Below are 23873 nucleotides of genomic sequence, written 5' to 3' on the forward strand. Positions count from 1 at the left end.
CGTGACCGGCACCCTCTAAGCTTCCGCTCATGCTGAGGGTTGGTCTGACCGGCGGGATCGGCGCCGGCAAGAGCGAGGTGTCACGGCTCCTCGTGGAGCACGGTGCCGTACTGATCGACGCCGACAGGATCGCGCGCGAGGTCGTCGCCCCCGGGACACCGGGGCTCGCCGCGGTCGTGGCGGCGTTCGGCGAGGAGATCCTGGCCGAGGACGGCAGCCTGGACCGGCCGAAACTCGGCTCGATCGTGTTCGCCGACCCCGAGAAGCTGGCCGTCCTGAACGGCATCGTGCACCCCCTGGTCCGCGAGCGCTCCAGTGCCCTCGAGGAGGCCGCCGCCGAGGACGCCGTCGTCGTCCACGACGTCCCCCTGCTCACGGAGAACGGCCTGGCGCCGCTGTACGACCTCGTGGTCGTCGTGGACGCCGCCCCCGCCACCCAGCTCGACCGGCTGGTGCGGCTGCGCGGCATGACCGAGCAGGACGCACGGGCCCGCATGGCGGCCCAGGCGACGCGCGAGCAGCGCCGGGAGATCGCGGACGTGGTCGTCGACAACGACGTACCGCTTCAGGAGCTGCGGCGGCGCGTCAAGGAGGTCTGGGACGAACTGGTGCGCGGGGCGCACACGGAATAGCGGGTCCGGTGCGTGCGTTGATCCCTTGCAGCGAGGGAAGGACTCAGCCGTGCCCGAGACAAGCGGTCCGACCGGACGTACTCCGGAGACGGATGTCATCGACTTCCGTGCCGCCGAGCAACTGCTCGCGGCCCGGGACCCGCGCGGCGCGGTGAAACTGCTCGACGGTGTCATCGGCGCCCACCCCGAGAACACGGCCGCCCGGCTGCTGCGCGCGCGTGCCTTCTTCGCGGCGGCGCAACTGCGTCCGGCCGAGCTGGAGTTCACCATCGTCCTGGAGCGCGAGCCGGATAACGCGTTCGCGCACTTCGCCCTCGCCCGCACCTTTGAGCGCCGGGGCTGCCCCGGCCAGGCCCGGCGCCACTTCCGGCTGGCCGCGGCCCTGGACCCGAACCCGGAGTACCTGCAGCAGGCGCGCTTCGACTCCTGACCGCGCGGTCAGCGCCTGGGCGGCGGGTACGGCGGGATGTCCCGGCCCGGCTGGTAGTGCGGGCCCTGGCGGAGGTGCCGGAGGATCACCGTCAGGTCGGCCGTGACGACGAGCCACAGCACCCCGCAGGCGAGCGCCCAGCCGAAGTGCCCCGTGAGCGCGAAGACGGCCGTGCCGAAGATCGCCCAGGCCAGCCCCCACAGGCTCAGCCAGAACCGCGCCCGCAGGGCACTGCGCGCGGTGGCCGGTTCACTGCCCGTACGCATCGGTTCACCACTCCTGTATCGAACGTACTGCGGCGCGCGCCGAGGGGGAAACGAGGCGTGTCTGCTTAACCGACCGCACCGCGGGACGGCGCGCGTTCACTCGGTCGGGTGAACCGGGGGTGAGGGGGAACGGGTGTGCGGGGGCGGGCCGTTGGGCTGGTATGGAGCTGAGCATGCGAGAGGGACACCAGGGGACGGGGCCCGGGGCGATCACCCCGGACGGCTGCGCGGTCGAGCTCTATTCGCGGCTGCCGGCCGGAGCCGAGCCGGACATCGTCGCCGCCGTCGTGCCCGAGGGCGCGCGGATACTGGAGCTGGGCAGCGGGGTGGGGCGGATGACGCACCCCCTGCTGGAGAGGGGGTTCGAGGTCACCGCGGTGGACGAGTCCGCCGAGATGCTGGAGCGCGTGCGCGGGGCGCGCACCGTATGCAGCCCGATCGAGGACCTCGACCTCGGCGAGCGCTTCGACGTCGTGATGCTGGCGTCGTTCCTGGTGCACGCCGGGGACGTCGAGGTGCGGCGGGGCCTGCTGCGCACCTGCGCCCGGCACGTGGCGGAGGACGGCTGTGTACTGATCCAGCGGGAGGGGGCGGATTACCACACGAATCTGCCGCGTGAGCGGGTGGATCCCAGCGGCTTCACCATCCGGATCCTGTCCGCGGACCCGGTGGGTGACGGCGTCAACTCGGTCCGGGCGGAGTACGAGTTCCCGGACGCGGTCTGGACCCAGACCTTCCGGGCCCGGCCACTGACCAGGGAGCAGTTCGAGGAGGCACTGGGGGAGGCGGGACTCGCGGTGGACCGGTATCTCACCGACGACGGGACGTGGGTGCGGGCCGTGCCCGTGCGGCAGGGGTAGCGGCGAGGGGAGAGATCCGGCAGGCCCGGCAAGGGCGGACAAGGGCGGAGGGGAGTCGGGGCGCGGTCCGGCGATGAGTTCCGGAGCGGCGGGCGGTCTGTATCCCGACAGCAGCACGGACCGCTCGGCTCAGGAGATCGCCATGTCCGAAACCACCGCTCGCCCCGCCTCCGCCCCCACCGCCGCCGTCCCGGCCCGCCCGCGCGGCCTCCGGGTCGCCTTGCGCGTCGTGCAGGTGCTCCTCGCGCTGTTCTTCGCCGTCGCGAGCGCCCTGCCCAAGCTGATCGCGCACTCCTCGGCGGCCGACACCTTCGCCGAGATGGGCTGGGGCGACGCGGGCATGTACGCCATCGGTGTCCTCGAGCTGACGGGAGCGGTCGCCCTGCTCGTCCCGGTGCTGCAATCGGTGGCGGCGACGGCGCTGAGCGCGCTGATGGTGGGCGCGTTCGTCGTCCAGCTCACCTACTTCGACGGTGCGAACGCGGCGACACCGCTGATCCTGATGGTGCCGCTCCTGGTCGTCGCCCGGGCCCGCCGCGGGCACAACGAGGAGCTGCGCCGACTGCTGCGCGCCCGGATCCTGCGCGGCTGACCCGGGCATGACCCGTGCACGGGACCGCTTAGGGCCTGGTCCCCGCGTCCCTCCGAGAGCTGCTCAGGCCTTCCAGCCCCCGGAGCCGGTCCATCTCGCGGCGGTCGCGCTTGGTCGGGCGGCCGGCGCCGCGGTCGCGGATGCCCGCCGGGGCGACGGCCTCGCGGGGCGGGGGCGGCGGCGAGTTGTCGATGTAGCACTGGACGGCGACCGGGGCACCGACGCGCTTGCGGATCAGCCGTTTCACGACGACGACCCGTTCCCGGCCCTCCTGTCGCAGGCGCACCTCGTCACCGACGCGGAGCGAGTACGCGGGCTTCACCCGCTCGCCGTTCACCCGGACATGGCCGCCGCGACAGGCGGTCGCGCCCAGCGAACGGGTCTTGATCAGGCGGACGGCCCAGATCCAGCTGTCCACGCGGACGCTCTCCCCGTTCTGCGGCCCGGCCGCCTCGGCGGCGGCGATCGCCGCCGCCGTCTTCGGGTCCGCGGCCGTCTTCGGGTCCGGTGTCGCCGTCTTCGGGTCCGGTGTCCCGGCCGCGGCAGCGGCGCCGTCCCGCGGTGCGGCCACCGGGCCGCTCCCGCCTTCGTCGTGCTCGGAAGCCATGGTCCGACCCTAACCGCCCGGCACGGCGCGGCGGGCCGCAATTTCGGCGACCGACGACGGCCACCACGAACGGGGGCACGAGAGGGTCTTACGGTGGAGGCATGGACACCGGCGGCCTCTCCGTACTCGACCAGCGCATCGCGGGATGCCGGGCCTGCCCGCGGCTGGTCGAGTGGCGGGAAGAGGTGGCCCGTACCAAACGGGCGGCCTTCGCCGACTGGACGTACTGGGGCCGGCCCGTGCCCGGCTTCGGCCCGCCGGACGCGCGGCTGCTGATCGTCGGCCTGGCGCCCGCGGCCCACGGCGGCAACCGCACCGGCCGGATGTTCACCGGCGACCGCTCCGGCGACGTGCTGTACCAGGCGCTGTACGACGTGGGCCTCGCCTCGCAGCCCACCGCGGTCCGCGTGGACGACGGCCTGGAACTGTACGGCGTGCGCGTCACCTCGCCCGTGCACTGCGCCCCGCCCGCGAACAAGCCCACCCCCGCCGAACGGGACACCTGCCGTTCCTGGCTCGTCCAGGAGCTGGGGCTGCTGCGGCCGACACTGCGGGCGGTGGTCGTCCTCGGGGCCTTCGGCTGGCAGGCGGCGCTGCCCGCGTTCGCCGGGGCGGGCTGGACCGTACCCCGCCCCCGTCCGGCCTTCGCCCACGGCGCGCAGGTGACGCTGGACGCCGCCGACGGACCGGACCTGCACCTCTTCGGCTGCTTCCACGTCAGCCAGCGCAACACCTTCACCGGCCGGCTCACCCCCGAGATGCTGCGCGACGTGCTGCGCACGGCGGCGGAGACGGCGGGGCTGCCCGCGCGGTGAGGGCCGCACCGTAAAGCGGATGAGCGGCCGGGCCCACGCCGCTACGGTGCTCCGATGGGCCTGTATCCGGAAATCGAACCGTACGACCACGGCATGCTCGACGTCGGGGACGGCAACCACGTGTACTGGGAAACCTGCGGGAACCCGCACGGCAAGCCCGCGCTCGTCCTGCACGGCGGACCGGGCAGCCGCGCGAGCCCGGGTCTCCGGCGCTACTTCGACCCCGCCGCCTACCGGATCGTCCTCCTCGACCAGCGGGGCGCCGGACGGTCGCGCCCCCGCGCGAGCGCCTACGCCACCGACATGAGCGTCAACACGACCGCCCACCTCATGGCGGACCTGGAGCGGCTGCGGGCCCACCTGGGCATCGAGCGCTGGCTGGTGTGGGGCGTGTCCTGGGGCTCGGTCCTGGGCCTGCGGTACGCGCAGACGCACCCCGGCGTGGTGAGCGAGCTGGTGCTGACCGGGGTCGCCACCGGTTCCGACGCCGAAGTGGCCCTCCTGACGCGGGGACTGGGAAACATCTTCCCGGAGGCGCACGAGCGGTTCCTCGCCGAGCTGCCCCCGGACGAACGCGACGGAAACCTGGCCGCCGCGTACAACCGGCTGCTGGAATCGCCGGACGCGGCGGTGCGCGAGCGGGCCGCGCGGGCCTGGACCGACTGGGAGACGGCGACGATCCCGGCACCGCCCGGCTCGGTCGCCCGGTTCCAGGACCCGGACTTCCGGATGGGCTTCGCCCGTACCGTGACGCACTACTGGGGCAACGACCACTTCCTCGGCGACGGCAACGACGAGGGCGTGGTCCTCAGGGACGCGCACCTGCTGAAGGGCATCCCCGGCACCCTGGTCCAGGGCAGCCTCGACTTCGGCAACCTCCTCGGCATCGTCTGGCGGCTCCACCACGCCTGGCCCGACAGCGACCTGGTGATCGTGGACGAGGCCGGACACGACGCCGGGGCGACCGGCGACGAGGCCCTGCTGGCGGCGACGGACACGTACGCGCGCGGGGACACCCCCTAGGTGGTGCCGTCCGGGTCTGGCCGGGGTCGCCACACATAGCGCACGTCCGGCTCCCGCTCCTCGTTCCGGTCGCCGTCCGTCCACTCCACGGCCCGGAACCCGTGCCGTTCGTAGAAGCGCCGCGCGGGCGCGTTGACCTGGAAGGTCCACAGCGACAGCCCGTCCGTCCGGCGCTCCTTGGCCAGGGCGACGAACCGGTCACCGATCCCGCACCCGCGCCGCTCGGGGGCGAGGTACAGCTGAGACAGCTCCTCGCCCTCCAGCACCATCACACCGGCGACCTCGCCACCGGCCCCCTCCGCCAGCCAGGTCTCGTACCGCTCCACCACCACGTGCCGGAAGTACGCGCGGACCTCGGCGTCGGAGCGGGGTCGGACGACGGTCGGCAGCGCGGTGGCGAAGGAACGCAGCCAGACGTCGGCCGCGGCCCGCGCGTCGGCGGCACGGGCGCGCCGCAGGACGACCGCCCCGGCACCGGACTCGCCATCTGCCTCGCTGTTCACGGTCGGCCGCTCTCCGGCACCACCGCGGTCGCGGTGATCTCCACCAGCTGACCCGGATAGCCGAGACAGCTCACCCCGAGCAGCGTCGAGGAGTGCGGACCGGTGCTGAGCCCGGACGCCTCGACCACGTCCCAGACGGCGGACAGCGCGGCGGTCTCGGCGCTCACCACGTACACATCGGTCGACAGCACGTGCTCCAGCCCGCTCCCGACGGCACGCAGCTGCTCGGTGAGGTTCGCGAGCACCTGCTCGGCCTGACGGACCGGATCGCCCTCGCCGACCAGCTTCCCCTCCGCGTCGAGCGGAACGGAACCGGCGAGGAACGCGAGCCTGGTCCCGGCCTCGACGACGGACGCGTGGGAGTAGACGGGCGGCGGGAAAAGGCCGGGCACGGTGACGCGCTGGATCACGTGGACTCCTGGAGGACGGGCGGGCAACCTCCTGATCGTCCGTGCCGCGCCCGCTGCGCGCACCCGAATTTCGCTCGCGGCCCACACCCCGGCCGCCTAGGCTCCCCAGCGTCGCCACCCGCCGCCCGCACCGTCAGGAGCCCGCACCAGTGCCCTCGCCCGCCCTCACGGACCAGGTCTTCCTCGACACCACGGCCGACCGGCTCGCCGCCCTGCCCGCCGTCCGCGCGGTGACCCTCGGCGGCTCCCGGGCACAGGGCACGCACGGACCGGACAGCGACTGGGACCTTGCGGTCTACTACCGGGGCGCCTTCGACCCGGCGGACCTCCGCGCCGTCGGCTGGCCGGGCGAGGTCTCGGAGCTCGGCGCCTGGGGCGGCGGCGTCTTCAACGGCGGCGGCTGGCTGACGATCGACGAGCGCCGCGTCGACGTGCACTACCGCGACCTCGACTCGGTCGAGCACGTGCTGACGGAAGCGCAGGCGGGCCGCTTCGGCGTCGAGCCGCTGATGTTCCACCTGGCGGGCATCCCGACCTACCTCGTGGTCGCCGAGCTGGCGATCAACAAGGTGCTGCGCGGCGAACTGACCCGCCCCGACGGCTACCCGGAGGCCCTGCGCACCGCCGCACCCGAACACTGGTACGGCATGGCCACCGCCACCCTCGCCTACGCCAAGGCGGGCCACGCCCCCAAGGGAGCCCTCACCCAGGTCGCCGGCGCGCTCGCCCTCGCCACCACCCAGACGTCCCACGCGGTGTTGGCGGCACGGGGGGAGTGGGTGACGAACGAGAAGGGGCTGGTCGAGCGGGCCGGGCTGGACGGGATGGACGTGCTGCTCGCCGGTCTGACGCCGGAGCCGCGGGCTCTGGACGACGCGGTGACACGGGCCGGGACCCTGCTGCGGGACGCTCTGGACGCCGCCCGCTCCTGACGGCCCCGCACCCACCGCCCCGCACCCACCGCACCGCAGGCTCCGTGGCGCTCAACGGCCGTCATCCCCCCGAAACAAGCTCGTTTCCGCGCCTTCGAAAACCCGTCGTACGCTTGACAGCGCACCGCCCAGCCCGGCCACCGTCGCCCGAAGGCTCACCACCGCCTCGCCCGGACGACAGGAGCCCCGCACCCCGTGTTCCGCACCGCCGCCCACGCACTCCCGCCCTGGCTCGGCCACGCCTTGAACGCCCAGCGCGGCCCGGTGCCCTGGAACGCGGTGGTCCGGGGCGCGCTGGCCGGCGGGCCGCTGCTGATCGCCGCCCTGGTCGCCGGGCGGGCCTCCCTCGGGGTCGTCGCCGCGATCGCCGCCATGCTGGCCGGGATCAACGACCGGCCGGGCAGTCGCCGTACCTCCGTGCGGCGGATCGGCGTACCCGCGCTCGCGGGGGCGCTCGGGCTGCTCGTCGGGACGTACGCCGGCCAGCACCTCGGGGCCGTGGCGCTGACCCTGGTGCTGACCGGGCTCGGACTGGTCGCCGGGTGCGTCAGCGCCGTCGGGCCGGTGGCGTCCGGGGCGGGGACCCAGCTGCTGGTCACAGCGGCCGTGGGTGCCGGGATGCCGCTGCCGGACCCCGGGTGGCGGAGCGTCCTCGCCTTCCTCGCCGGTGCCGGATGGCTGCTTCTGCTGCGGCTGGTCCTGCCCACCCCCACCTCCGTCACCGGCGACCTCCGTCTCGACTTCCGCTTCGACGGGGAACGGGCGGCCGTCGCCGACGTCTACGAGGCCGTCGCCGCGCTCCTCGACGCGGTCGGCACGGAACACGCCGTGGCCCGCCGGGCCGCGCTCACCGCCGCGCTCGACCACGCGCAGGACGCGCTCGCCGGACCCCGGCTGCGACGCCGCGCCGCCACCGCCGCCGAACGCCGACTGCACGCCCAGTACGCCGCCGCCCTGCCCCTCGGCGAGGCCGCGACGGCGCTCGCGTGGGCGGAGCGGGCGGTGCCCGCGCGGGCCGGCGAAGGCCCCCGGCGGCTCGCGGCGGCCGTCCGCGGCAACACCCACGCCGGGCCGCTGCCCGCCCCCAGCCGGACCGATCCCGCCCTGCGCGCCCTGGACGACGCCCTGCTGCACGCGGCGCAGGCCTTCGACCGGGGCAGGGGCCCCGACCTGCACGTGCGGAGGCGATCGCCCCGCTCGGTGGCGCGGGCGGTGCTCGGCCCGGGCGGGCGGGAGTACGGGCTGCGGGCCGGGCTGTGCTTCGGCGCCAGTGCCGCCGTCGCGCAGGTGCTGCACCACGGTCACTGGTACGGCTCCCACCAGCACTGGTACTGGCTGCCCGCCACCGCCGTCTTCCTCGTCAAGCCCGACCTCGGCCCGCTCGTGTCCCGGGTGCTGTGCCGGGCGGCCGGGACGGTGCTCGGGGCGCTGCTGTTCGCCGGGTTCGCGGCCGTGCTGCCCCGGCCCGAGGGGCTGGTCGTCCTCGTCGCGGTCTGCGGTGCCCTGGTGCCGGTCGCCGCGCGGCACTTCGCCGCCCAGACCACCGTCGTCACCGTTCTCGTCCTCGCCCTGGTCATGATCGGCGGCGAACCGCAGGCCTCCGCCGGCCGCATCGGGGAGACGCTGCTGGCCTGCGCGATCGTGCTGGTGGCCGGGCACCTGCCGATGCCGGGGCAGCGGGGCGCGGGCATCCGGGCGGGAGTCGACGCCGCCGACGCGGCCGCGCACGCCTACCTCACGCACGTACTGAGCGAGTCCGACGACCGCGCCGCCCGGTGGACGCTGCGCCGGGAGGCCTACCGGACGCTCGCCGAGGCCCGTGCCGCCATCGCCCGTGCCGCCGCCGAACTGCCCGCCCTGGCCCGGCACTCCGAGGGCACCGACGAGGTCGCGGCGGTCCTCGAACGGCTCGTCGACACCACCACCGCGTGCGCCGTGCACCTCGACGACGCCGGGCGGCTCACACCCCGCCACACCGAACGGCTCGCCGCGCTGCGGGACGAACTCGCCGAGCGGCGCGGACGCGTGGGACGGCACCGTACGTTGGCGTGATGACGCCTTCTTCCCCCGAGCCCGCCGATCTCGTCATCACCGGCTGCACCGTCCTCGTGCACGACGACCGTGGACGGATCGGCTTCGAGCAGGACGCGGCCGTCGTCGTACGCGGCGGAGTCGTCGACTCCGTGACCACCGCCGCGGCAGGGGCCTCGGTGCCCGCCGCCGACCGCATCGACGCACGCGGTCAGGTCGCCCTCCCCGGGCTGATCAACTGCCACACCCACACGCCCATGGTCGCCCTGCGCGGACTCGCCGAGGACCTGCCCACCGAGGAGTGGTTCAACGACGTCGTCTGGCCCGTCGAGTCCAACCTCACCGAGCGGGACGTGACCCTGGGCGCCCGGCTGGCCTGCGCCGAGATGATCCGCGCGGGCGTCACGGCCTTCGCGGACAGCTACTTCCACATGGACGCCGTGGCCGCGGTCGTCGACCGGTGCGGGATGCGGGCCCAGCTCGGGCAGGCGTACTTCTCCTCGCAGGGGCCCGAGGGCCTGGCGGCGTCGCTGGACTTCGCGCTGCGCCGCCGCGGCTCCGCCGGCGGCCGGATCACCACCGCCCTCGCCCCGCACGCCCCCTACACGGTGGTCGACGCCGACCTCGCCGCGACCGCGGAACTCGCCCGCGACCACGGACTGCCCGTGCACCTGCACGCCGCCGAGAACCGCGACCAGACCGACACGAGCCTCGCCCGGCACGGGGTCACCCCCATCGGGGTCCTGGAACGCACCGGAGTCCTCGCCACCGACGTGCTCATCGCCCACGGCACCGGCATCACCGAGGACGACCTGCCGCTCCTCGCGAGCGCGGGCGGCCGTACGGCGGTGGCGACCGCGCCCCGCGGCTACCTCAAGTTCGGCTGGCCCGGCACCACACCGGTGCGCGCGCTGCGTGACATCGGCGTCCCCGTGGGGCTGGCCACGGACGGTGCCGCGTCCAACAACTCCCTCGACGTGTGGGAGTCGATGGCGCTCACGTCCCTGATCCAGAAGTCCACCGAGGGTGATCCGCGCTGGCTGACCTCCCGCCAGGCCCTCCACCACGCCACCGTGCAGAGCGCCCGGGCCGTCGGGCTCGGGGACGCCGTGGGGCGCATCGCACCCGGGTGGCGGGCGGACCTGATCCTGGTCGACCTCACCGGACCGCACACCCAGCCCGTGCACGACCTCGCCGCCACCCTGGTGCACAGCGCGCGCTCCGCCGACGTGCGCACGACGATCGTCGACGGACGCGTCCTCATGCGGGACCGCGAACTGCTCACCGTGGACGTGCCCGAGGTGGTCCGGGAACTGGAGGAGCGGCTGCCCGCCCTGACCGACCGCGGGCACGGCCGGCGCATCCAGGAGTACGACACCTGAAAGGCCTGTTCAGAGCTTGTTCGCAGCCTGTTCGGCGACCCGCTGAAAAGAATCTTGCCGGGCAGCGATGAGTTCCGCTCCGCCCTTCGGTCACCACCCGGACGGCCCGACCGCGTCGTCGTACAGGAGGCTGGAGTATGTCGCTGCCCGAGATCGTCACCCGCGCGGACTGGCGCGCGGCGCGCGAGGCCTTACTGGCCAAGGAGAAGGCGGCCACCCGCGCGCGTGACGCCCTCAACGCCGAGCGGCGCGGGCTGCCCATGGTGGAGGTCGACAAGGAGTACGTGTTCGAGGGCGGCGACGGCAAGGCCACCCTGCTCGACCTCTTCGAGGGCCGGGAACAGCTCGTCGTCTACCACTTCATGTTCGCGCCCGAGTGGGACGCCGGCTGCCGCAGTTGCTCGGCGTTCCTGGACCAGATCGCCCATCTCGCCCACCTCAGGGCCCGCGGTACGTCCTTCGCGGCCGTCTCCCGGGCGCCCTACCCGAGGATCCTGCCGTTCAAGGCGCGGATGGGCTGGACACTGCCCTGGTACTCGTCGTACGTCAGCGACTTCAACACCGACTTCGAGGCGACCCTGGAGCACGAGGGCGAGCTGGTCGAGCGGCCGGGGCTCAGCTGCTTCCTGCGGGACCGCGAGCGGGTCTTCCACACCTACTCGACGTACGAGCGCGGCCTCGACGGGCTCGGATCCACCACCAGCCTGCTCGACCTGACCGCGCTAGGCCGGCGGGAGTCGTGGGAGAAACCGGAGGGGCGCGCGTCGGCTCTCGGTGCGCCTGCGGGCAGCCGGAGAGTGCGCTATCACGACGAGTACGAGGACTGAGACGCTCGGTGGCGAAAACGGCCGGACGGCCGAGGCACCGTTCACACTTTGCGGTGAACAGGTGTCAACTATGTCTCAGTACCATCACCACGCGAGGCGTCCGCTCCATGGTTGGCGTTTAACTCTACGAGTACAGCGCTACATGGAGGTGCGGAGTGAACGGGCGAACGGTGCTCGAACGCTTTCCCGCCGGCGGACCGCGGGGATCCTGGCCGGCGGAGGAGTTCGCACAGGCGCGGCGTCTGGAAGGCATGCCCGCCGAGGTCGTGATGGACCTCGCGACGGACATGTTCCTGGTCGTCGTGCGCCGCGACACCGCGGGTGACGCGGCGGCCTGACGCGCCGCCGCCCGGCTCCTACGCGCTCACCGCCCGCGACCAGGTGGGCGTCGTGTTCGTCAGCCGGCACAGGGCCAGGTATAGCGGGATCGGCGGCGTGTAGGGGACCGTGCCGTCCGAGCGGTGGAGGAGGGCGGGCAGGCTCGTGGAGCCCGGCACCACCGCACCGGTCGCGTAACGCGCGGGGGCGGGCCACTCCAGCGCGTAGTCGGAGTCGGACGGAACGATCCACCACCAGTGCGTCTCATCGGCGTAGACGCACCCCACGCGTGGCAGCCGGGGCAGTACCTGCTGGCCGAGGCGGGCGGGAACGGCCACCGCGTCGCAGCCCAGCGGTGCCGTCATACCGTCCGGCACGGGCAGTCTCCGAGGTGTTCCGGCGGTGTGCCGTCCGCGCTGGAGGCGGACCATCGTGTCCAGACCCAGCGGTCGGACGCCGGACGCGGCCCTCATAGCCATTCGGTCCCCGTTCCACGGAGTGTTTCCCGGCCCTGGCGGCTCTCTGTGGCCCGCCGGGGCTCTGTGATCCCCCGGGCCCCGCGCGGCCGGTGGTCTTCCCGACGGCGGGACTCGGCCTCGCCCTCGTCCCCCGTGTCATCCGTCGGGGCGGGCTTCGGCCGGGCGCCCCAGCCCAGGTCGTTGTGGGGCTCCGCGGGGTCGCGCGGTTCGTCGGCCTTGCGCGGCAGTTCCGCCCAGACCAGCAGTCCGGGGCCGTGCTCGTGGGCGCCCCAGGCCTCGCACAGGGCATCGACGAGGATCAGGCCCCTGCCGTGCTCGTCCTCGGGCTGCTGATCGGCCGAGGGGTGGGGCTGGCCCGGGGCGCAGCCCTCGTCGCGCACGGCTATGCGGACCAGGTCGTCGGCGTCGTGCAGCTCGCACACTATGTGTCTGCTCGCCGTGTGCACGATCGCGTTGGTCACCAGCTCGGAGACGACCAGGGCCGCGGTGTCACAGGTGTCCTCGCACACTGCCCAGCCGCTCAGCCGGGCCCGTGTCAGGCGTCTGGCCTGTGAGGGAGAACCCGGATGAGCGGCCAGCTCGAAACGGAACCGGCGCTCGGCGGCGGCGGCTCCCGAAGCGCCGGCTCCCATGGCGGCACCGAGGCCCAGGGAGCCCGCGGCGGCGTCTGTTCCTAAGGGCGCGGACGGAATCACGCTTGCCACTATCGCCCCGCCGTGAACACTTGGCAAGTGTCACTCTGAAAAATGCAGAGTGCTGTGTGACGTTCTGGACGGCCGTGGCACACTGCTCGCAACAGCACGTCGAGCGGCGCCACTTCAGGTCGTCGAAGACCTCGCCAGGTTTTCGAACAGACCTTCGAATGGCGCCGCCGGGCTGTCCGCACCAGGACACGCCGGGCCTCGCCGCGGCTGTCCGTACAGAAGAACAGGGACGCAAGGACTCTGGGACGCAGGGAATCTTTCGGGACTCTTCAGGAGGTGGGCGGTGAGCGAGCCGCGGTCCGCGCCGACGGTCGGCCAGGTCGTACTCGGCCGGCGCCTGCTGGACCTGCGGGAACGTGCCGGTCTCAAGCGCGAGGAAGCCGCCCGCATCCTGCGCGTCGCCCCCGCCACGGTCCGCCGCATGGAGATGGCCGAGGTCGCCCTCAAGATCCCGTACCTCCAGCTCCTGCTGAAGGCCTACGGCGTCGGCGACGAGGAGGCCGACGCTTTCGTCCAGCTGGCCGAGGACGCCAACAAACCGGGGTGGTGGCAGCGCTTCCACGACATCCTCCCCGGCTGGTTCTCGCTGTACGTCAGCCTGGAGGGCGCGGCCTCGCTGATCCGTGCCTACGAGCCCCACTTCGTCCCCGGAGTGCTGCAGACCGAGGACTACGCACGCGGCGTGCTGCGCTCGGGCGCCATCGGGCAGACCCGGCCCGACGACATCGAGCGCCACGTCGACCTGCGCATGCAACGCCAGGAACTGCTCACCCGTAAGGACGCACCCCGGCTGTGGGTCGTGATGGACGAAACCGCGCTGCGCCGCCCCGTCGGGGGGCCGGAGGTGATGCGTGCCCAGATCGACCGGCTGCTCGAGGCCACGAAGCTGCCCAACGTGACGCTGCAGATCGCCCCGTTCTCGAGCGGGCCGCACCCCGGCACGTACGGGCCCTTCGTGCTGTTCCGATTCGCCATGCCGGAACTGCCGGACATGGTCTACAGCGAGTACCTGACCGGCGCCGTCTATCTCGACGCGCGCGCGGAGGTGGCGACCCACCTCGAGGTCATGGACCGCATGGCGGCGCAGGCCGCCACGGCACATCGCACGAAGGAGATCCTCCGGGATCTCCGCAAGGAGCTGTGAATGAACCGCATCAAGCCCCAGCGCTCGCCACTCAACCGCGCCGAGCGGATCTACAACGGCATGCCCGCCCGTGACCTGGGCAGCGAGGGCTGGCACAAGCCGTGGAGCGGAGGCAACGGAGGCAACTGCCTGGAGGCCATGAAGCTCGCCGACGGCCGGATCGCGGTACGGCAGTCCACCGACCCGGACGGGCCGGCCCTGATTTACACCTCCGCCGAGATGACGGCCTTCATTGAGGGAGCGAAGGCGGGAGAGGCGGACTTCCTTCTGTCCTGAAACGTGCACCCCGTTTGATTGTTGTTTTTAAGCTGTTGGCACTGAACTGAGTTGATCACCCATCGCCCCGCACGGACGTACGGCCGGTTTCCCGGCGGAAAGGACCGAGTACCTCCAGGCCGACGTCCGGCCGCACCCCGGTCAGGCCGTCATCGGCCGGTCGTACGGGCCGACCGGGGCCGGCAGCCGGGTGCTGCCGCCGGACAGGTGGCGGTCCACGGCCGCCGCCACCGCCCGCCCCTCCGCGATCGCCCAGACGACGAGTGACTGCCCGCGCGCCGCGTCCCCGGCGGCGAACACCCCCGGGACGTTGGTCGCGAAGCCCCCGTCCCGGGCGATCGTGCCACGGGGCTCCATGTCCAGTCCCAGCCCGTCGACGAGCCCGTCCTGCCGGTCGGGCCCCGAGAAGCCGAGGGCGAGGAGGACCAGGTCCGCGGGGAGCGACCGCTCGCTGCCGGGCAGCGGACGGCGCCCGGCGTCCACCCCGACCAGGTGCAGTGCACGCACGTGCCCCCGCTCGTCGCCGGTGAAGCGGAGCGTGGACGCCGCGAACAGCCGCGCGTCCGCGTCCGCCGCCGGCGCGGACCGCAGGTCGCGTGCTTCCTCGTGCGCCGCCGACAGCCGGTACAGGCGCGGATAGGTCGGCCAGGGCTCGGCCTGCTCGTCGCGCTCCGCACCCGGCCGCGCGTAGATGTCCAGCTGCGTCACGGAGGCGGCCCGCTCCCGCACCGCCGTGCCGAGACAGTCCGCGCCCGTGTCGCCACCACCGACGACGACCACGTGACGCCCGGCGGCGGACAGCGGGGAGCGCTCGAGGTCGCCCTCGCCCACCCGGTTGGCCAGCGGCAGGTACTCCATCGCCTGATGCACCCCCGTCAGCTCCCGGCCGGGCACGGTCAGCTCCCGCCACGCCGTCGCCCCGGTGGCGATCACCACCGCGTCGTAGCGAGCCCGCAGCGCCGCGGCGTCCACGTCCCGCCCGACCGCCGTCGACGTACGGAACCTCGTCCCCTCCGCCCGCATCTGGCCGACGCGCCGCTCCAGGTGCCGCTTCTCCATCTTGAACGCGGGGATCCCGTACCGCAGCAGCCCACCGATCCGGTCGTCGCGCTCGTACACCGCGACCGTGTGCCCGGCCCGGGTCAACTGCTGCGCCGCCGCGAGCCCCGCCGGTCCCGAACCGATCACCGCCACCGTCCTCCCGGACAGCCGTTCCGGCGGCAGGGGCGGGACGAAGCCCTCCTCCCAGGCCCTGTCCGCGATCGCGCACTCGACGTTCTCGATGGTGACCGCGGGCTGGTTGATGGCTAGCACACAGCCCGCCTCGCACGGCGCCGGACACAACCGGCCGGTGAACTCCGGGAAGTTGTTCGTGGCGTGCAGCCGCTCGCTCGCCGCCCGCCAGTCCGACCGGGAGACCAGGTCGTTCCACTCCGGGATCAGGTTGCCCAGCGGACAGGCCTCGTGGCAGAAGGGGACGCCGCAGTCCATGCACCGGTCGGCCTGCCGGCCGACGATCGGCAGCAGCGCTCCCGGGACGTACACCTCGTCCCAGTCCCGGACCCGCTCGTCGGCCGGTCTGCGGGGCCACTCCTCGCGGGGCGTCGTCAGAAAACCCTTGGGATCGGCCATGACCGTCTTCCTTGCGTGCGCGGTGGCAGGCCGTGCGCCGGGGGGCGGCGCTCACGCGCTCCACGATACGACCGCTCCGCTCCGCCCGCAGAGCGCCGGACGGCTCCCCGCCCGGGCCGGACCGCGCCGGGTCGGTGCGCCCGAGCCCCTGCCGCAGCCAGCTCAGGCGAGGGCCAGCACGTACGCCACCGCCGCGGCGGCCGAGGCAACCGCACGCACGTGGTTCCAGGCCGTCCACCCGCGCACGTAGGCCGGCCAGCGCTCGGCCGCCTCCGCGGCGCCCGGCTCCAGCCGGAGCAGCGCGTCGTTGCGCGGCACGTTGGCCGCCGCGGTCACCCCGAAGGACCCGGCCAGGTACAGCCCGCTGCCCAGCAGCAGCTCCACCGCCGCCTCCTCCGGCCACAGCACCAGCGTGACCACCGCGATCACCGCGGCCAGCACCGCAGTCCCGAGGAACACGGACATGAAGGGCGGCCGCACCGCGGCCCTGTTGATCGCGTTCATCGCGGCGACCCCCTGGGCGGGCGGCAGCGCGGCGAGCCCCCGCATGACGAAGGTGGAGAAGGCACAGAAGACACCAGCGGTCACACCGGTCCCGAGCACGCCCAGCACCGTCAGTACGAAGTACGGCCCCTCGACCATGTCGCGTCAACTCCCACCCGTCGAGTAACTGTCGGTCCGGTGCATGCCCTCGCGGCGCCACCGCCCGTCGATCACCCCAAGTCAACCGCCGCACCGGCACGGTGACCATGGCCGAGCGCCGCGAACCCATGCGCGAGCGTCCAGGAGGGCGGGGCGCTGCCCGGCGCGGCAACCCTCGTGCCGACCGGTACCGGAACTCACGCATCATGGGCGGGTGCGACTGGAAGCGATCACCTGGGACCGGCTCGGCGACCGGCTCGCCGAGCGACTGCTCGACCTGGAGCCCACCGACGGCAGTGCCTGGACGCGCGTCGCCCTGGACGGCGCCCCCGCCGCCCGCCCCGGCGACCTCGCCGAACGGGTCGGTGAGGCGTTGCGCGTGCGCGGACGCCCCTCCCTCGTCGTCGCGACGGAGGGCTTCCTGCGACCCGCCTCGCTCCGTCTGGAGTACGGGCACCAGGACGCCGAGTCCTACTACAACGGCTGGTACGACACCGCTGCCCTGTGGCGCGAGGTCTTCGACCCCGTCGGCCCCGGCGGCGACGGGCGGGTCCTGCCCGACCTGTGGGATCCGGTCACCGACCGGGCCACCCGCAGTCCCTACGCCCAACTCCCTTCCGGCGGCGTGCTGCTGCTCCACGGTCCCTTTCTGCTCCGTCACTGGTTCCCCCTCGATCTGAGCGTCCATGTCGTCCTCACCCCGGGCGCCCTGCGTCGCCGCACCCCCGAGACCGAGCAGTGGACCCTGCCCGCCTTCGAGCGCTACGACCAGGAGACCGACCCGGCGGGCACCGCCGACGTCCTGGTGCGCGCCGACGATCCACGGCATCCCGCCTGGAGCGGCTGACCCGGTGCGGTCGGCACCTCAGATGACCAGGCCGTAGCCGTACCGCCGGCCCAGGCCGTGATCTTCCGCATGTCCTCGTTCTGTGCGACCGTCACGCGGGCCAGGTGTGCCTGGAGGATGGAGTTGAGGAGTTCGTCGAACGCCGCACGTCCCGCGCCTGCGCATCCGCGCCACGACGTCGACCGGATCTCCGGCCTCGGGCATGCGGACCCCGCCCCGGTAGGTCACGCGGTTCACCACCGAGGAGCCCAGCGGGGAACGCGCGTGGTGGCTCAGGTCGCCCCCGGGGCCGCCGGCGGGCCAGCCGTGCCACCGTCCGCAGGCCGCCGACCCTGCTCAGCCCCGTGACCTTCCGCAGATTGCCCGTCATGGTCATCCGAATCCCCCCCGCGTGGGTCCCCTCGCGCTGTGTTTCCCGCGCCTTGGCAGGCCAGTTTGCCAGGACGGCGGACACGGCGAACGGGCCTGTGGAAACGGGGGATTCCGCTTTGTTCCCGCCTGTGGACGGACCGCTCGGGCGCCCGCACGCCTCGTCCCGAACCGGCCCGGCCGTCGCTGAGGTGGCCCGGGTGCCGGAGCGTCGCCCCCATCGGGCAAGCGGGACAACTGGGATGATCCCAGCATGACGCGAACCGACGGATACCTCCTCGACAACGGGCAGGCCGAGGCGGCGGAGCGCTTCGACGCCTTCGCCACGCTCTTCGATCCCACGACGTTCCGGCACCTGGAGGCACTCGGCGTCGGCCCCGGCTGGCGCTGCTGGGAGGTCGGAGCCGGAGGCACCTCCGTGGCGTCGTGGCTGGCCAAGCGGGTGGGGCCGACCGGCAGGGTCCTCGCGACGGACATCGACACCTCGCGGGTCGCCCCGGCCGGCCGGCCGCCGGTCGAGGTGCGCGTGCACGACGTGGGGGCGGAGGAACCACCCGGGGAGGGCTTCGACCTGGTCCACGCCCGACTCGTCCTCGTCCATGTCCCCGACCGGGACCGGGCGTTGCGGTCGATGATCAAGGCCCTGCGTCCCGGTGGCCGCCTCCTGGTCGAGGACGCCGACCCGGCACTCCAGCCCCTGCTCTGCCCCGACGAGCACGGACCCGAGCAGGAGCTGGCGAACCGGCTCCGGCACGGCTTCCGCCAACTGCTGTCGGGTCGCGGCGCCGACCTCTCCTACGGCCGCCGGCTGCCCCGGCTGCTCCGGGAGGCGGGACTGCGCAGGGTGGAGGCCGACGCCTACTTCCCGGTCACCTCGGCCGCGTGCGCCGCGCTGGAGTCGGCGACGGTACGGCAGGTCCGCGACCAGCTGGTCGCCGCCCAAGTGGCCACCCACGACGACATCGACCGTCACCTCGCGAACGTCGCGTCCGGCGGCATGGACCTCGCGACGGCGCCGATGATCTCGGCGTGGGGACGCAAGGGGTGACCCCTGAGTCCCGCTAACCGTCGCCCGGCCCCCGGACGGCCGCTCGTGGCGGTCTCCCGCCCACCCGTGCGACCGCCCGTGCGCCCGCCCGGCACCCGGCGGCCGTGGCCTCCTCGGCCTCCGCGCCCGCGAGCAGTGCGGCGAGGAACGCGCCGGTGAAGGCGTCACCGGCGCCCGTACTGTCCCGCGGTACCGCCGTGACCGCGGCGACCCGCGCGCCCACGGTGCCGGACCGCGCCACCAGGGCCCCCTTCGCCCCCTGCTTGACGATCACCAGCGGTACGTGCCGGCTGAGCTTCGCCGCCGCGTCCGCCACGTCGGGCAGGCCGGTGAGCAGACACGCCTCGTCACGGCTGGGCAGCAGCACGTCCACGCCCTCGACCAGGCCGAGGAAGCGGTCGACGCCCAGCTCGGTGAGGAACCCGGCCGACGCCGGGTCCAGACTGACCGGCACCCCACGCGCGCGAGCCGCCGCCAGGGCGACCGACACCAGGGCGCGGCCCGGCTCCGAGAAGAGGAGGTAGCCCGAGAGGTGCAGCCGACCCACACCGTCGAGCAGCGTGTCCGACCAGTCGCCCGGCCCGATCCGCAACGCCGCCCCGCTGTCCGTGAGGAACGTCCGCTCGGCCGAGTCGGCGGTGTCGACCAGGCAGATCACCGTCCCCGTGGGCGCCGTCGAGTCGACGACGAGGAGCGGACGCACCCCGCACTCCGTCAGCTCCCGTTCGTGCCAGGCGGACGCGTCGGTGCCCACCCGGCCCAGCAGCCGCACGTCCCCGCACCCCTCGTGCGCGGCCCAGCAGGCCACGTTGGCGCCCGCCCCGCCGGGCAGCCGCCGCACCGCTGCGGCGGTGTCCGTGCCGGGGGACAGCGGTCCCCGATGCCGGGCGACGATGTCGGTGACCACGTCCCCGATGACCAGCAGCGCACCGCCCGGGGCCAGGCTCATGGCCCGGTCCAGGCCGCCGCGATCCGGGCCGCCAGCCGCACGTTCCCCCGCACCGCCGCCAGGTTGGCGCTCAGCGAGGCGCCGTCGGTGAGCCGCACCAGGCGTTCGAGCAGGAACGGCGTGACCGCCTGGCCCGTGACACCCTCCGCCTCGCAGGCGTGCAGCGCGTCGGCGAGCACGCGCGCGTGGAGCGCGGGATCGAGCTGCTCCTGCTCGGGAACGGGGTTGGCGACCACGAGCGCGGACCGCGGCCCGTCCAGCGCGTCCTGCGCCCGCATGACCGCCGCCACCTGCCCCGGATCGTCCAGCGTCCAGTCCACCGGATGCCCCGAGTCGGACAGGTAGAAGCCGGGGAAGCGGTCCGTCCCGTAACCGGCCACGGCGACCCCCAGCGTCTCCAGCCGCTGCAGCGTCGCCGGCACGTCCAGGATCGACTTCACGCCCGCGCAGACCACGGTGATCCGGGTGCGGGCCAGCAGACCCAGGTCGGCCGACTCGTCCTGCGTCACCGTCCACTCCCGGTGGACGCCGCCCAGCCCACCCGTGGCGAACACCCGTACGCCCGCGAGGTCCGCCAGCAGGGCGGTCGCCGACACGGTGGTCGCCCCGCTCGCGCCGGAGGCCACCGCGAGCGGCAGGTCCCGGTGTCCCAGCTTGCGAATGCCGTCCTCGTTGGCGACCCGTTCCAGCTGCTCCTTGTCCAGGCCGACATGCGGCCGGCCGTCCAGCACGGCGATCGTCGCCGGTACGGCACCCTCCCGCCGCACCGCCTCCTCCAGCTCCCGCGCCACCAGCAGATTGCGCGGGCGGGGCAAGCCGTGCGCGATGATCGTGGACTCCAGGGCCACCACGGGGCGACGCGCGTCGAGCGCCTCCCGCACCTCTTCCGACACCACCAGCATCACGCGCCTGCCTCCTGTCCGACGGTCTCCCTCAGCTCCGGTCTCCCTCATCCCTGGCGGGCGGGAGACCCGGCCAAACCCCGCCGGTGCCGGAACAAAGCCGTTGCGGCCCCCGGGGCGGAGCACGAGCCTGGGGCCATGACAGAGAACACGACACGTCTCGACCACGTCGTCCTGTGGGTACGCGACCCGGTCGCCGCGGCCGGCTTCTACGAGAAGAACCTCGGCTGCGAGCCCCTGCGGCTCACCGAGTACGCCGCGGGAACCGTGAGCTTCCCCTCCGTGCGGATCAACGAGGAGACCATCCTCGACCTCGCACCGCACTCCATGGCGGCCCGCATGCGCATGCTCCCGGGAGCCGACGCCGGCGCCGGGCATCCCGTCAACCACATCTGCGTGTCCCTGCCCGCCCACGACTTCGACGCACTGCGGGCCCGCCTGCAGGAGCAGTCCATACCGGTCTCGGACCTCTCGCACGACTCCTACGGCGCCCGTGGCCCGGCCAGGCGGAGCTTCTACTTCGGCGACCCGGACGGCAACATCATCGAGGCCCGGCACTACGACTGACGGGCAAGGCGCCCGGCCCGCCCGCCCGGCTAGTGCCGCCCCTCAGAACAGCGGCTCGGGCAGCACACCCTCCAGCGCCAGCAACCGCCGCTTGGTGTCCACGCCGCCGCCGAACCCGCCGATGCCGCCGTCGCTCTCCACGACCCGGTGGCACGGCACGACGACCGGCAGCGGATTGGCACCCATGGCCATGCCCACCGCCTGGGCGGCACCCGGCTGGCCCACCCGGCCGGCCAGGTCGCCGTAGCCGACGACCGAGCCGTAGGGGACGCCGGACGCCAGCTCGCGCAGCACCTGCCGGTTGAAGCCCGAGATCAGCGACCAGTCCAACGGCAGCTCGAAGTCGCGCCTCCGGCCCGCGAAGTAGGCCTCGACCTGGCGTATCGCCTCGGCCAGCAGCGGGGAGCCGGGCGCCTCGACGGGCTCCGTGCCCAACCGGGCCGCGAGCCTTTCGAGCGCCCGGCCGCGCGTGGCGTCGGTGGCGTGGAACACGACGTTGACGAGGCCGTCGCGGGTGGCGGCCAGCAGCAGCGGACCGATGTCGGTGCCGACGACGGTCCACACGACCTGCTGCTCGTACTGCCCGTGGCTGTCCATGTGCCCACGGTACGGCCCGCCACCGACAACGCCCGGGTCAGTCCACGGCGTCCCGCACCACGTCGGGCTTGTTGGTGATGATGCCGTCGACGTCGTACCCGGCGACCCGGCGCGCGGTGTCCGCGTCGTTCACCGTCCAGGTGAGGACCTCGAGCGGCCTGCCGTGCGGCCCGGTGAACGCGTGGACCGCGGACACGTAGCTCATGGAGAGGGAGCCGTACGACGGATTGATCTGGTCGGCGAACTCCGCGTACGCCGGCAGCTCCGAAACGGCCGGGGTGCCGAGGAACCCGGTCTTGACGGCGGGCTTGAGGTCGTGGACCGTCCGGATGCTGTCGGCGTCGAAGCTCTGCACCACCAGCCGCCCCGCCACGTGCCGCCGGTCGAGCCAGCCCTCGTTGGCGAGGACCTTGAGGGTCTGCTGTTCGATGCCCGGGTACAGCCCCGGGCTCTTCAGCTCCAGGAGCAGCTTCTGGTGATTGTGCTCCAGGCGGTGCACGTACTGCTCCAGCGTCGGTACGCGCGCGCCCGCGTACTCGGACCCGAACCAGCTCCCCGCGTCCAGCCGCGCGATCTCGGCGGCGGTGAAGTCCTTCACCTTCCACGGCGAGCGGTCGGGGAAGACCTCCTCCACGTCGGTCGTCCGGGCCAGGCTCTCGTCGTGGAGGACGACCAGTTCGCCGTCCCGGGTGCGCTGGACGTCGTTCTCCACCCAGCGGATGCCCAGCTCGGCCGCCCGGTCGACGGCGGCCAGCGTGTTCTCCGGCGCGTACCCGGAAGCACCCCGGTGGGCCACGACCGCGGGCCCGTCGTCCCCCGCCTCGTTCGCTCGCGCGTGCGAGAGCGGAGCCGTGAGGGCGACTCCAAGAAGGGCGGTGGTCGTGACGGCTACTGCGCGCACGTGCATGCGTACTCCTCGCGTCGAACGATCACGGACAGCACCACTGTGACATCAGAGAGTCAACGAAAGAGGGGTGCAGAGTGGCCACAGGTTGAATGGAGTTGCTCAACTACGCTCACGGGGGCGGCACAACTGGGGCGAGACCGTGATTCTTTGCCGGAGAATCGTTCGACCATTCCGGTGGACGCCATACTCTCTGCCTCGACCCTGAATCGTTCGCGCGGTCCCGGGAGGGGGCGCACATCAGGAGAATCCGGGACACCACCGGGGCGTAAGAAGGCGGAAGGGCAGCCGCACATGCACAACACGGTCCACGGATTCAGCTACGGACTCGTCACACCGCTGGTGGCCTACCTCATGGCCTGTCTCGGCGGCGCCCTCGGTCTGCGCTGCACCGCCAGGGCCGTGCTGGTCAGCCGTTCCTGGCGCCCCGGCTGGCTCGCCCTCGGCTCGGCGGCGATCGGCTCCGGCATCTGGACCATGCACTTCGTCGCGATGATGGGCTTCACGATCGAGCACACCCCGATCCGCTACGACTGGCTGATGACCTTCGCCAGCCTGGCCGTCGCGATCGTCATGGTGGGTGTCGGGATCTTCATCGTCGGCTACCGGGGCGCGCGCGGGACCGCCCTGTTCACCGGCGGCACCATCACCGGCCTGGGCATCGCCTCGATGCACTACCTGGGAATGGCCGGTATGCACCTGGACGGACAGCTGACGTACAACACGTTCACCGTCGCGGTGTCCGTCGTCATAGCCATGGTCGCCGCCACCGCCGCCCTGTGGGCGGCCGGACAGGTCCGGGGCTTCCTGTGGAGTGTGGGCGCGGCCCTGATCATGGGGCTGGCCGTCACCGGCATGCACTACACGGGTATGGCCGCGGTCGAGGTCCACCTCAGCGGCACGGCCGAGCCCTCCGTCGGCGGGTCGCCCGCCGAACTGCTGGCCCCCATGCTGATCGGCCCCCTCGCCTTCCTCCTCCTCGCCGGCGTCGTCGTCATGTTCGACCCGCTGATGGTGATGGGAAGGCCCGGCGTGGTCCCCGCCGAGCGGAAGCCGGGCATCCCCGCCCACACCGAGGTCCCGCGCACGATCCGCCATCCGGCACACCACCGCGCGCGCCGCACCCGCCACCCCCTCGGCCACCCGCGCTCCCGCACCCCGCAGAACCGCTGACGGGACCCGTTG

General features: G+C 73.3%; 29 protein-coding genes and 1 pseudogene. 17 read left to right on the forward strand and 13 right to left on the reverse strand.

Features of this window, described 5'->3' with window-relative positions; all coding sequences use genetic code 11:
• The first annotated feature begins 29 nt into the window (after positions 1–29).
• Complete coding sequence (gene coaE, locus Sru02f_RS08980) at positions 30–632, forward strand: dephospho-CoA kinase (RefSeq protein WP_109031902.1); 603 nt, start codon at positions 30–32, stop codon at positions 630–632.
• A 49-nt stretch (positions 633–681) separates the two neighbouring features.
• Positions 682–1062: a tetratricopeptide repeat protein gene (locus Sru02f_RS08985; RefSeq protein WP_109031903.1), complete on the forward strand. Its 381-nt coding sequence runs from the start codon at positions 682–684 to the stop codon at positions 1060–1062.
• An 8-nt stretch (positions 1063–1070) separates the two neighbouring features.
• Here the strand turns inward: Sru02f_RS08985 and Sru02f_RS08990 are convergent, their stop codons facing one another.
• A complete protein-coding gene (locus tag Sru02f_RS08990; protein WP_109031904.1) occupies positions 1071–1328 on the reverse strand; it encodes a DUF6343 family protein in 258 nt (85 codons plus the stop codon).
• A 173-nt stretch (positions 1329–1501) separates the two neighbouring features.
• On the opposite strand from Sru02f_RS08990, the gene Sru02f_RS08995 reads away from it, so the two are divergent.
• Together Sru02f_RS08995 and Sru02f_RS09000 are read left to right on the forward strand one after the other, a co-directional pair.
• On the forward strand, positions 1502–2188 hold the full coding sequence (locus Sru02f_RS08995; RefSeq protein WP_109032110.1) for a class I SAM-dependent methyltransferase: 687 nt from the start codon (positions 1502–1504) through the stop codon (positions 2186–2188).
• 142 nt (positions 2189–2330) lie between these two features.
• Positions 2331–2780, forward strand: a complete 450-nt coding sequence (locus Sru02f_RS09000) for a DoxX family protein (protein ID WP_174855073.1) — start codon at positions 2331–2333, stop codon at positions 2778–2780.
• A gap of 28 nt (positions 2781–2808) precedes the next feature.
• Here the strand turns inward: Sru02f_RS09000 and Sru02f_RS09005 are convergent, their stop codons facing one another.
• Positions 2809–3387 (reverse strand): RNA-binding S4 domain-containing protein, encoded by a 579-nt coding sequence (locus Sru02f_RS09005; protein ID WP_109031906.1) that lies wholly within the window; start codon positions 3385–3387, stop codon positions 2809–2811.
• A gap of 101 nt (positions 3388–3488) precedes the next feature.
• Between Sru02f_RS09005 and Sru02f_RS09010 the strand changes: the two genes are divergently transcribed.
• Positions 3489–4202: a uracil-DNA glycosylase gene (locus tag Sru02f_RS09010; protein WP_109031907.1), complete on the forward strand. Its 714-nt coding sequence runs from the start codon at positions 3489–3491 to the stop codon at positions 4200–4202.
• A gap of 54 nt (positions 4203–4256) precedes the next feature.
• Positions 4257–5225: a prolyl aminopeptidase gene (gene pip / locus Sru02f_RS09015; RefSeq protein ID WP_109031908.1), complete on the forward strand. Its 969-nt coding sequence runs from the start codon at positions 4257–4259 to the stop codon at positions 5223–5225.
• Here the strand turns inward: pip and Sru02f_RS09020 are convergent.
• Positions 5222–5728, reverse strand: coding sequence for a GNAT family N-acetyltransferase (locus Sru02f_RS09020; protein ID WP_109031909.1), 507 nt, complete (start codon positions 5726–5728; stop codon positions 5222–5224). The genes pip and Sru02f_RS09020 overlap by 4 nt on opposite strands.
• The gene (locus Sru02f_RS09025; RefSeq protein WP_109031910.1) at positions 5725–6138 is read right to left on the reverse strand and encodes a RidA family protein; all 414 of its coding nucleotides are present in this window, start codon (positions 6136–6138) and stop codon (positions 5725–5727) included. Before Sru02f_RS09025 ends, Sru02f_RS09020 begins: the two co-directional genes overlap by 4 nt.
• Positions 6139–6287: 149 nt before the next feature.
• On the opposite strand from Sru02f_RS09025, the gene Sru02f_RS09030 reads away from it, so the two are divergent.
• From Sru02f_RS09030 to Sru02f_RS09050, 5 genes are all read left to right on the forward strand, one after another.
• Positions 6288–7070 carry a nucleotidyltransferase domain-containing protein gene (locus tag Sru02f_RS09030; protein WP_109031911.1) on the forward strand — a complete coding sequence of 261 codons (783 nt, stop codon included), beginning with the start codon at positions 6288–6290 and terminating at the stop codon, positions 7068–7070.
• Between the two features lie 195 nt (positions 7071–7265).
• A complete protein-coding gene (locus Sru02f_RS09035) occupies positions 7266–9122 on the forward strand; it encodes an FUSC family protein (RefSeq protein WP_109031912.1) in 1857 nt (618 codons plus the stop codon).
• On the forward strand, positions 9122–10483 hold the full coding sequence (locus Sru02f_RS09040) for an amidohydrolase (RefSeq protein ID WP_109031913.1): 1362 nt from the start codon (positions 9122–9124) through the stop codon (positions 10481–10483). The genes Sru02f_RS09035 and Sru02f_RS09040 overlap by 1 nt, the downstream gene beginning before the upstream one ends.
• A 137-nt stretch (positions 10484–10620) precedes the next feature.
• Positions 10621–11310: a DUF899 domain-containing protein gene (locus tag Sru02f_RS09045; protein WP_109031914.1), complete on the forward strand. Its 690-nt coding sequence runs from the start codon at positions 10621–10623 to the stop codon at positions 11308–11310.
• 155 nt (positions 11311–11465) lie between these two features.
• Positions 11466–11648, forward strand: coding sequence for a hypothetical protein (locus Sru02f_RS09050; RefSeq protein ID WP_003976837.1), 183 nt, complete (start codon positions 11466–11468; stop codon positions 11646–11648).
• Positions 11649–11666: 18 nt separating this feature from the next.
• Here the strand turns inward: Sru02f_RS09050 and Sru02f_RS09055 are convergent, their stop codons facing one another.
• Together Sru02f_RS09055 and Sru02f_RS09060 are read right to left on the reverse strand one after the other, a co-directional pair.
• Complete coding sequence (locus Sru02f_RS09055) at positions 11667–12101, reverse strand: hypothetical protein (protein WP_109031915.1); 435 nt, start codon at positions 12099–12101, stop codon at positions 11667–11669.
• Positions 12098–12811 carry an ATP-binding protein gene (locus tag Sru02f_RS09060; RefSeq protein WP_109031916.1) on the reverse strand — a complete coding sequence of 238 codons (714 nt, stop codon included), beginning with the start codon at positions 12809–12811 and terminating at the stop codon, positions 12098–12100. Before Sru02f_RS09060 ends, Sru02f_RS09055 begins: the two co-directional genes overlap by 4 nt.
• Positions 12812–13094: 283 nt before the next feature.
• Between Sru02f_RS09060 and Sru02f_RS09065 the strand changes: the two genes are divergently transcribed.
• Together Sru02f_RS09065 and Sru02f_RS09070 are read left to right on the forward strand one after the other, a co-directional pair.
• The gene (locus Sru02f_RS09065; protein WP_003976840.1) at positions 13095–13955 is read left to right on the forward strand and encodes a helix-turn-helix domain-containing protein; all 861 of its coding nucleotides are present in this window, start codon (positions 13095–13097) and stop codon (positions 13953–13955) included.
• Positions 13956–14231: a DUF397 domain-containing protein gene (locus Sru02f_RS09070; RefSeq protein WP_003976841.1), complete on the forward strand. Its 276-nt coding sequence runs from the start codon at positions 13956–13958 to the stop codon at positions 14229–14231.
• 141 nt (positions 14232–14372) lie between these two features.
• On the opposite strand, the gene Sru02f_RS09075 is transcribed toward Sru02f_RS09070, so the two are convergent.
• Both Sru02f_RS09075 and Sru02f_RS09080 read right to left on the reverse strand, forming a co-directional pair.
• Positions 14373–15863, reverse strand: a complete 1491-nt coding sequence (locus tag Sru02f_RS09075; RefSeq protein ID WP_109031917.1) for a glutamate synthase subunit beta — start codon at positions 15861–15863, stop codon at positions 14373–14375.
• A gap of 162 nt (positions 15864–16025) precedes the next feature.
• A complete protein-coding gene (locus Sru02f_RS09080) occupies positions 16026–16505 on the reverse strand; it encodes an anthrone oxygenase family protein (RefSeq protein ID WP_109031918.1) in 480 nt (159 codons plus the stop codon).
• 214 nt (positions 16506–16719) lie between these two features.
• Between Sru02f_RS09080 and Sru02f_RS09085 the strand changes: the two genes are divergently transcribed.
• Positions 16720–17352 (forward strand): nucleoside/nucleotide kinase family protein, encoded by a 633-nt coding sequence (locus Sru02f_RS09085; RefSeq protein ID WP_109031919.1) that lies wholly within the window; start codon positions 16720–16722, stop codon positions 17350–17352.
• A 150-nt stretch (positions 17353–17502) separates the two neighbouring features.
• Here Sru02f_RS09085 and Sru02f_RS09090 read toward each other — a convergent pair.
• Positions 17503–17728 (reverse strand): annotated as a pseudogene (locus tag Sru02f_RS09090) (magnesium transporter CorA); the annotation flags it as partial.
• Between the two features lie 246 nt (positions 17729–17974).
• Here Sru02f_RS09090 and Sru02f_RS09095 point away from each other — a divergent pair.
• Positions 17975–18769 (forward strand): methyltransferase domain-containing protein, encoded by a 795-nt coding sequence (locus Sru02f_RS09095; protein WP_109031921.1) that lies wholly within the window; start codon positions 17975–17977, stop codon positions 18767–18769.
• A 13-nt stretch (positions 18770–18782) separates the two neighbouring features.
• Here the strand turns inward: Sru02f_RS09095 and Sru02f_RS09100 are convergent, their stop codons facing one another.
• Entirely contained in the window at positions 18783–19718 is a 936-nt protein-coding gene (locus tag Sru02f_RS09100) for a carbohydrate kinase family protein (protein ID WP_109031922.1), read from the reverse strand.
• Complete coding sequence (locus Sru02f_RS09105; RefSeq protein WP_109031923.1) at positions 19715–20620, reverse strand: pseudouridine-5'-phosphate glycosidase; 906 nt, start codon at positions 20618–20620, stop codon at positions 19715–19717. The genes Sru02f_RS09100 and Sru02f_RS09105 overlap by 4 nt, the downstream gene beginning before the upstream one ends.
• 138 nt (positions 20621–20758) lie before the next feature.
• Here Sru02f_RS09105 and Sru02f_RS09110 point away from each other — a divergent pair, with 138 nt between their 5' ends.
• On the forward strand, positions 20759–21187 hold the full coding sequence (locus Sru02f_RS09110; RefSeq protein WP_109031924.1) for a VOC family protein: 429 nt from the start codon (positions 20759–20761) through the stop codon (positions 21185–21187).
• Between the two features lie 42 nt (positions 21188–21229).
• Here Sru02f_RS09110 and Sru02f_RS09115 read toward each other — a convergent pair whose 3' ends face one another.
• Positions 21230–21784, reverse strand: a complete 555-nt coding sequence (locus tag Sru02f_RS09115; protein WP_109031925.1) for a methylated-DNA--[protein]-cysteine S-methyltransferase — start codon at positions 21782–21784, stop codon at positions 21230–21232.
• A 37-nt stretch (positions 21785–21821) separates the two neighbouring features.
• Complete coding sequence (locus Sru02f_RS09120) at positions 21822–22691, reverse strand: glycerophosphodiester phosphodiesterase (protein WP_109031926.1); 870 nt, start codon at positions 22689–22691, stop codon at positions 21822–21824.
• A 291-nt stretch (positions 22692–22982) separates the two neighbouring features.
• On the opposite strand from Sru02f_RS09120, the gene Sru02f_RS09125 reads away from it, so the two are divergent.
• Positions 22983–23861 carry an MHYT domain-containing protein gene (locus tag Sru02f_RS09125; protein ID WP_109031927.1) on the forward strand — a complete coding sequence of 293 codons (879 nt, stop codon included), beginning with the start codon at positions 22983–22985 and terminating at the stop codon, positions 23859–23861.
• The last annotated feature ends 12 nt before the right edge of the window (positions 23862–23873 follow it).

Origin of the sequence: Streptomyces rubrogriseus, from assembly GCF_027947575.1 — a bacterium.
Classification (GTDB): domain Bacteria; phylum Actinomycetota; class Actinomycetes; order Streptomycetales; family Streptomycetaceae; genus Streptomyces; species Streptomyces rubrogriseus.

What these genes read in the sequence shown, in the direction of transcription:
- Sru02f_RS09125 (WP_109031927.1), top strand. Translation starts at nt 22,983, where the DNA reads ATGCACAACACGGTCCACGGATTCAGCTACGGACTCGTCACACCGCTG.
- Sru02f_RS09095 (WP_109031921.1), top strand. Translation starts at nt 17,975, where the DNA reads ATGACGCGAACCGACGGATACCTCCTCGACAACGGGCAGGCCGAGGCG.
- Sru02f_RS08990 (WP_109031904.1), bottom strand. Translation starts at nt 1,328, where the DNA reads ATGCGTACGGGCAGTGAACCGGCCACCGCGCGCAGTGCCCTGCGGGCG.
- Sru02f_RS09075 (WP_109031917.1), bottom strand. Translation starts at nt 15,863, where the DNA reads ATGGCCGATCCCAAGGGTTTTCTGACGACGCCCCGCGAGGAGTGGCCC.
- Sru02f_RS09110 (WP_109031924.1), top strand. Translation starts at nt 20,759, where the DNA reads ATGACAGAGAACACGACACGTCTCGACCACGTCGTCCTGTGGGTACGC.
- Sru02f_RS09045 (WP_109031914.1), top strand. Translation starts at nt 10,621, where the DNA reads ATGTCGCTGCCCGAGATCGTCACCCGCGCGGACTGGCGCGCGGCGCGC.
- Sru02f_RS09100 (WP_109031922.1), bottom strand. Translation starts at nt 19,718, where the DNA reads ATGAGCCTGGCCCCGGGCGGTGCGCTGCTGGTCATCGGGGACGTGGTC.
- Sru02f_RS09040 (WP_109031913.1), top strand. Translation starts at nt 9,122, where the DNA reads ATGACGCCTTCTTCCCCCGAGCCCGCCGATCTCGTCATCACCGGCTGC.
- coaE (WP_109031902.1), top strand. Translation starts at nt 30, where the DNA reads ATGCTGAGGGTTGGTCTGACCGGCGGGATCGGCGCCGGCAAGAGCGAG.
- Sru02f_RS09005 (WP_109031906.1), bottom strand. Translation starts at nt 3,387, where the DNA reads ATGGCTTCCGAGCACGACGAAGGCGGGAGCGGCCCGGTGGCCGCACCG.
- Sru02f_RS09070 (WP_003976841.1), top strand. Translation starts at nt 13,956, where the DNA reads ATGAACCGCATCAAGCCCCAGCGCTCGCCACTCAACCGCGCCGAGCGG.
- Sru02f_RS09055 (WP_109031915.1), bottom strand. Translation starts at nt 12,101, where the DNA reads ATGAGGGCCGCGTCCGGCGTCCGACCGCTGGGTCTGGACACGATGGTC.
- Sru02f_RS09080 (WP_109031918.1), bottom strand. Translation starts at nt 16,505, where the DNA reads ATGGTCGAGGGGCCGTACTTCGTACTGACGGTGCTGGGCGTGCTCGGG.
- Sru02f_RS09115 (WP_109031925.1), bottom strand. Translation starts at nt 21,784, where the DNA reads ATGGACAGCCACGGGCAGTACGAGCAGCAGGTCGTGTGGACCGTCGTC.
- Sru02f_RS09105 (WP_109031923.1), bottom strand. Translation starts at nt 20,620, where the DNA reads ATGCTGGTGGTGTCGGAAGAGGTGCGGGAGGCGCTCGACGCGCGTCGC.
- Sru02f_RS08995 (WP_109032110.1), top strand. Translation starts at nt 1,502, where the DNA reads ATGCGAGAGGGACACCAGGGGACGGGGCCCGGGGCGATCACCCCGGAC.
- pip (WP_109031908.1), top strand. Translation starts at nt 4,257, where the DNA reads ATGGGCCTGTATCCGGAAATCGAACCGTACGACCACGGCATGCTCGAC.
- Sru02f_RS09000 (WP_174855073.1), top strand. Translation starts at nt 2,331, where the DNA reads ATGTCCGAAACCACCGCTCGCCCCGCCTCCGCCCCCACCGCCGCCGTC.
- Sru02f_RS09010 (WP_109031907.1), top strand. Translation starts at nt 3,489, where the DNA reads ATGGACACCGGCGGCCTCTCCGTACTCGACCAGCGCATCGCGGGATGC.
- Sru02f_RS09120 (WP_109031926.1), bottom strand. Translation starts at nt 22,691, where the DNA reads ATGCACGTGCGCGCAGTAGCCGTCACGACCACCGCCCTTCTTGGAGTC.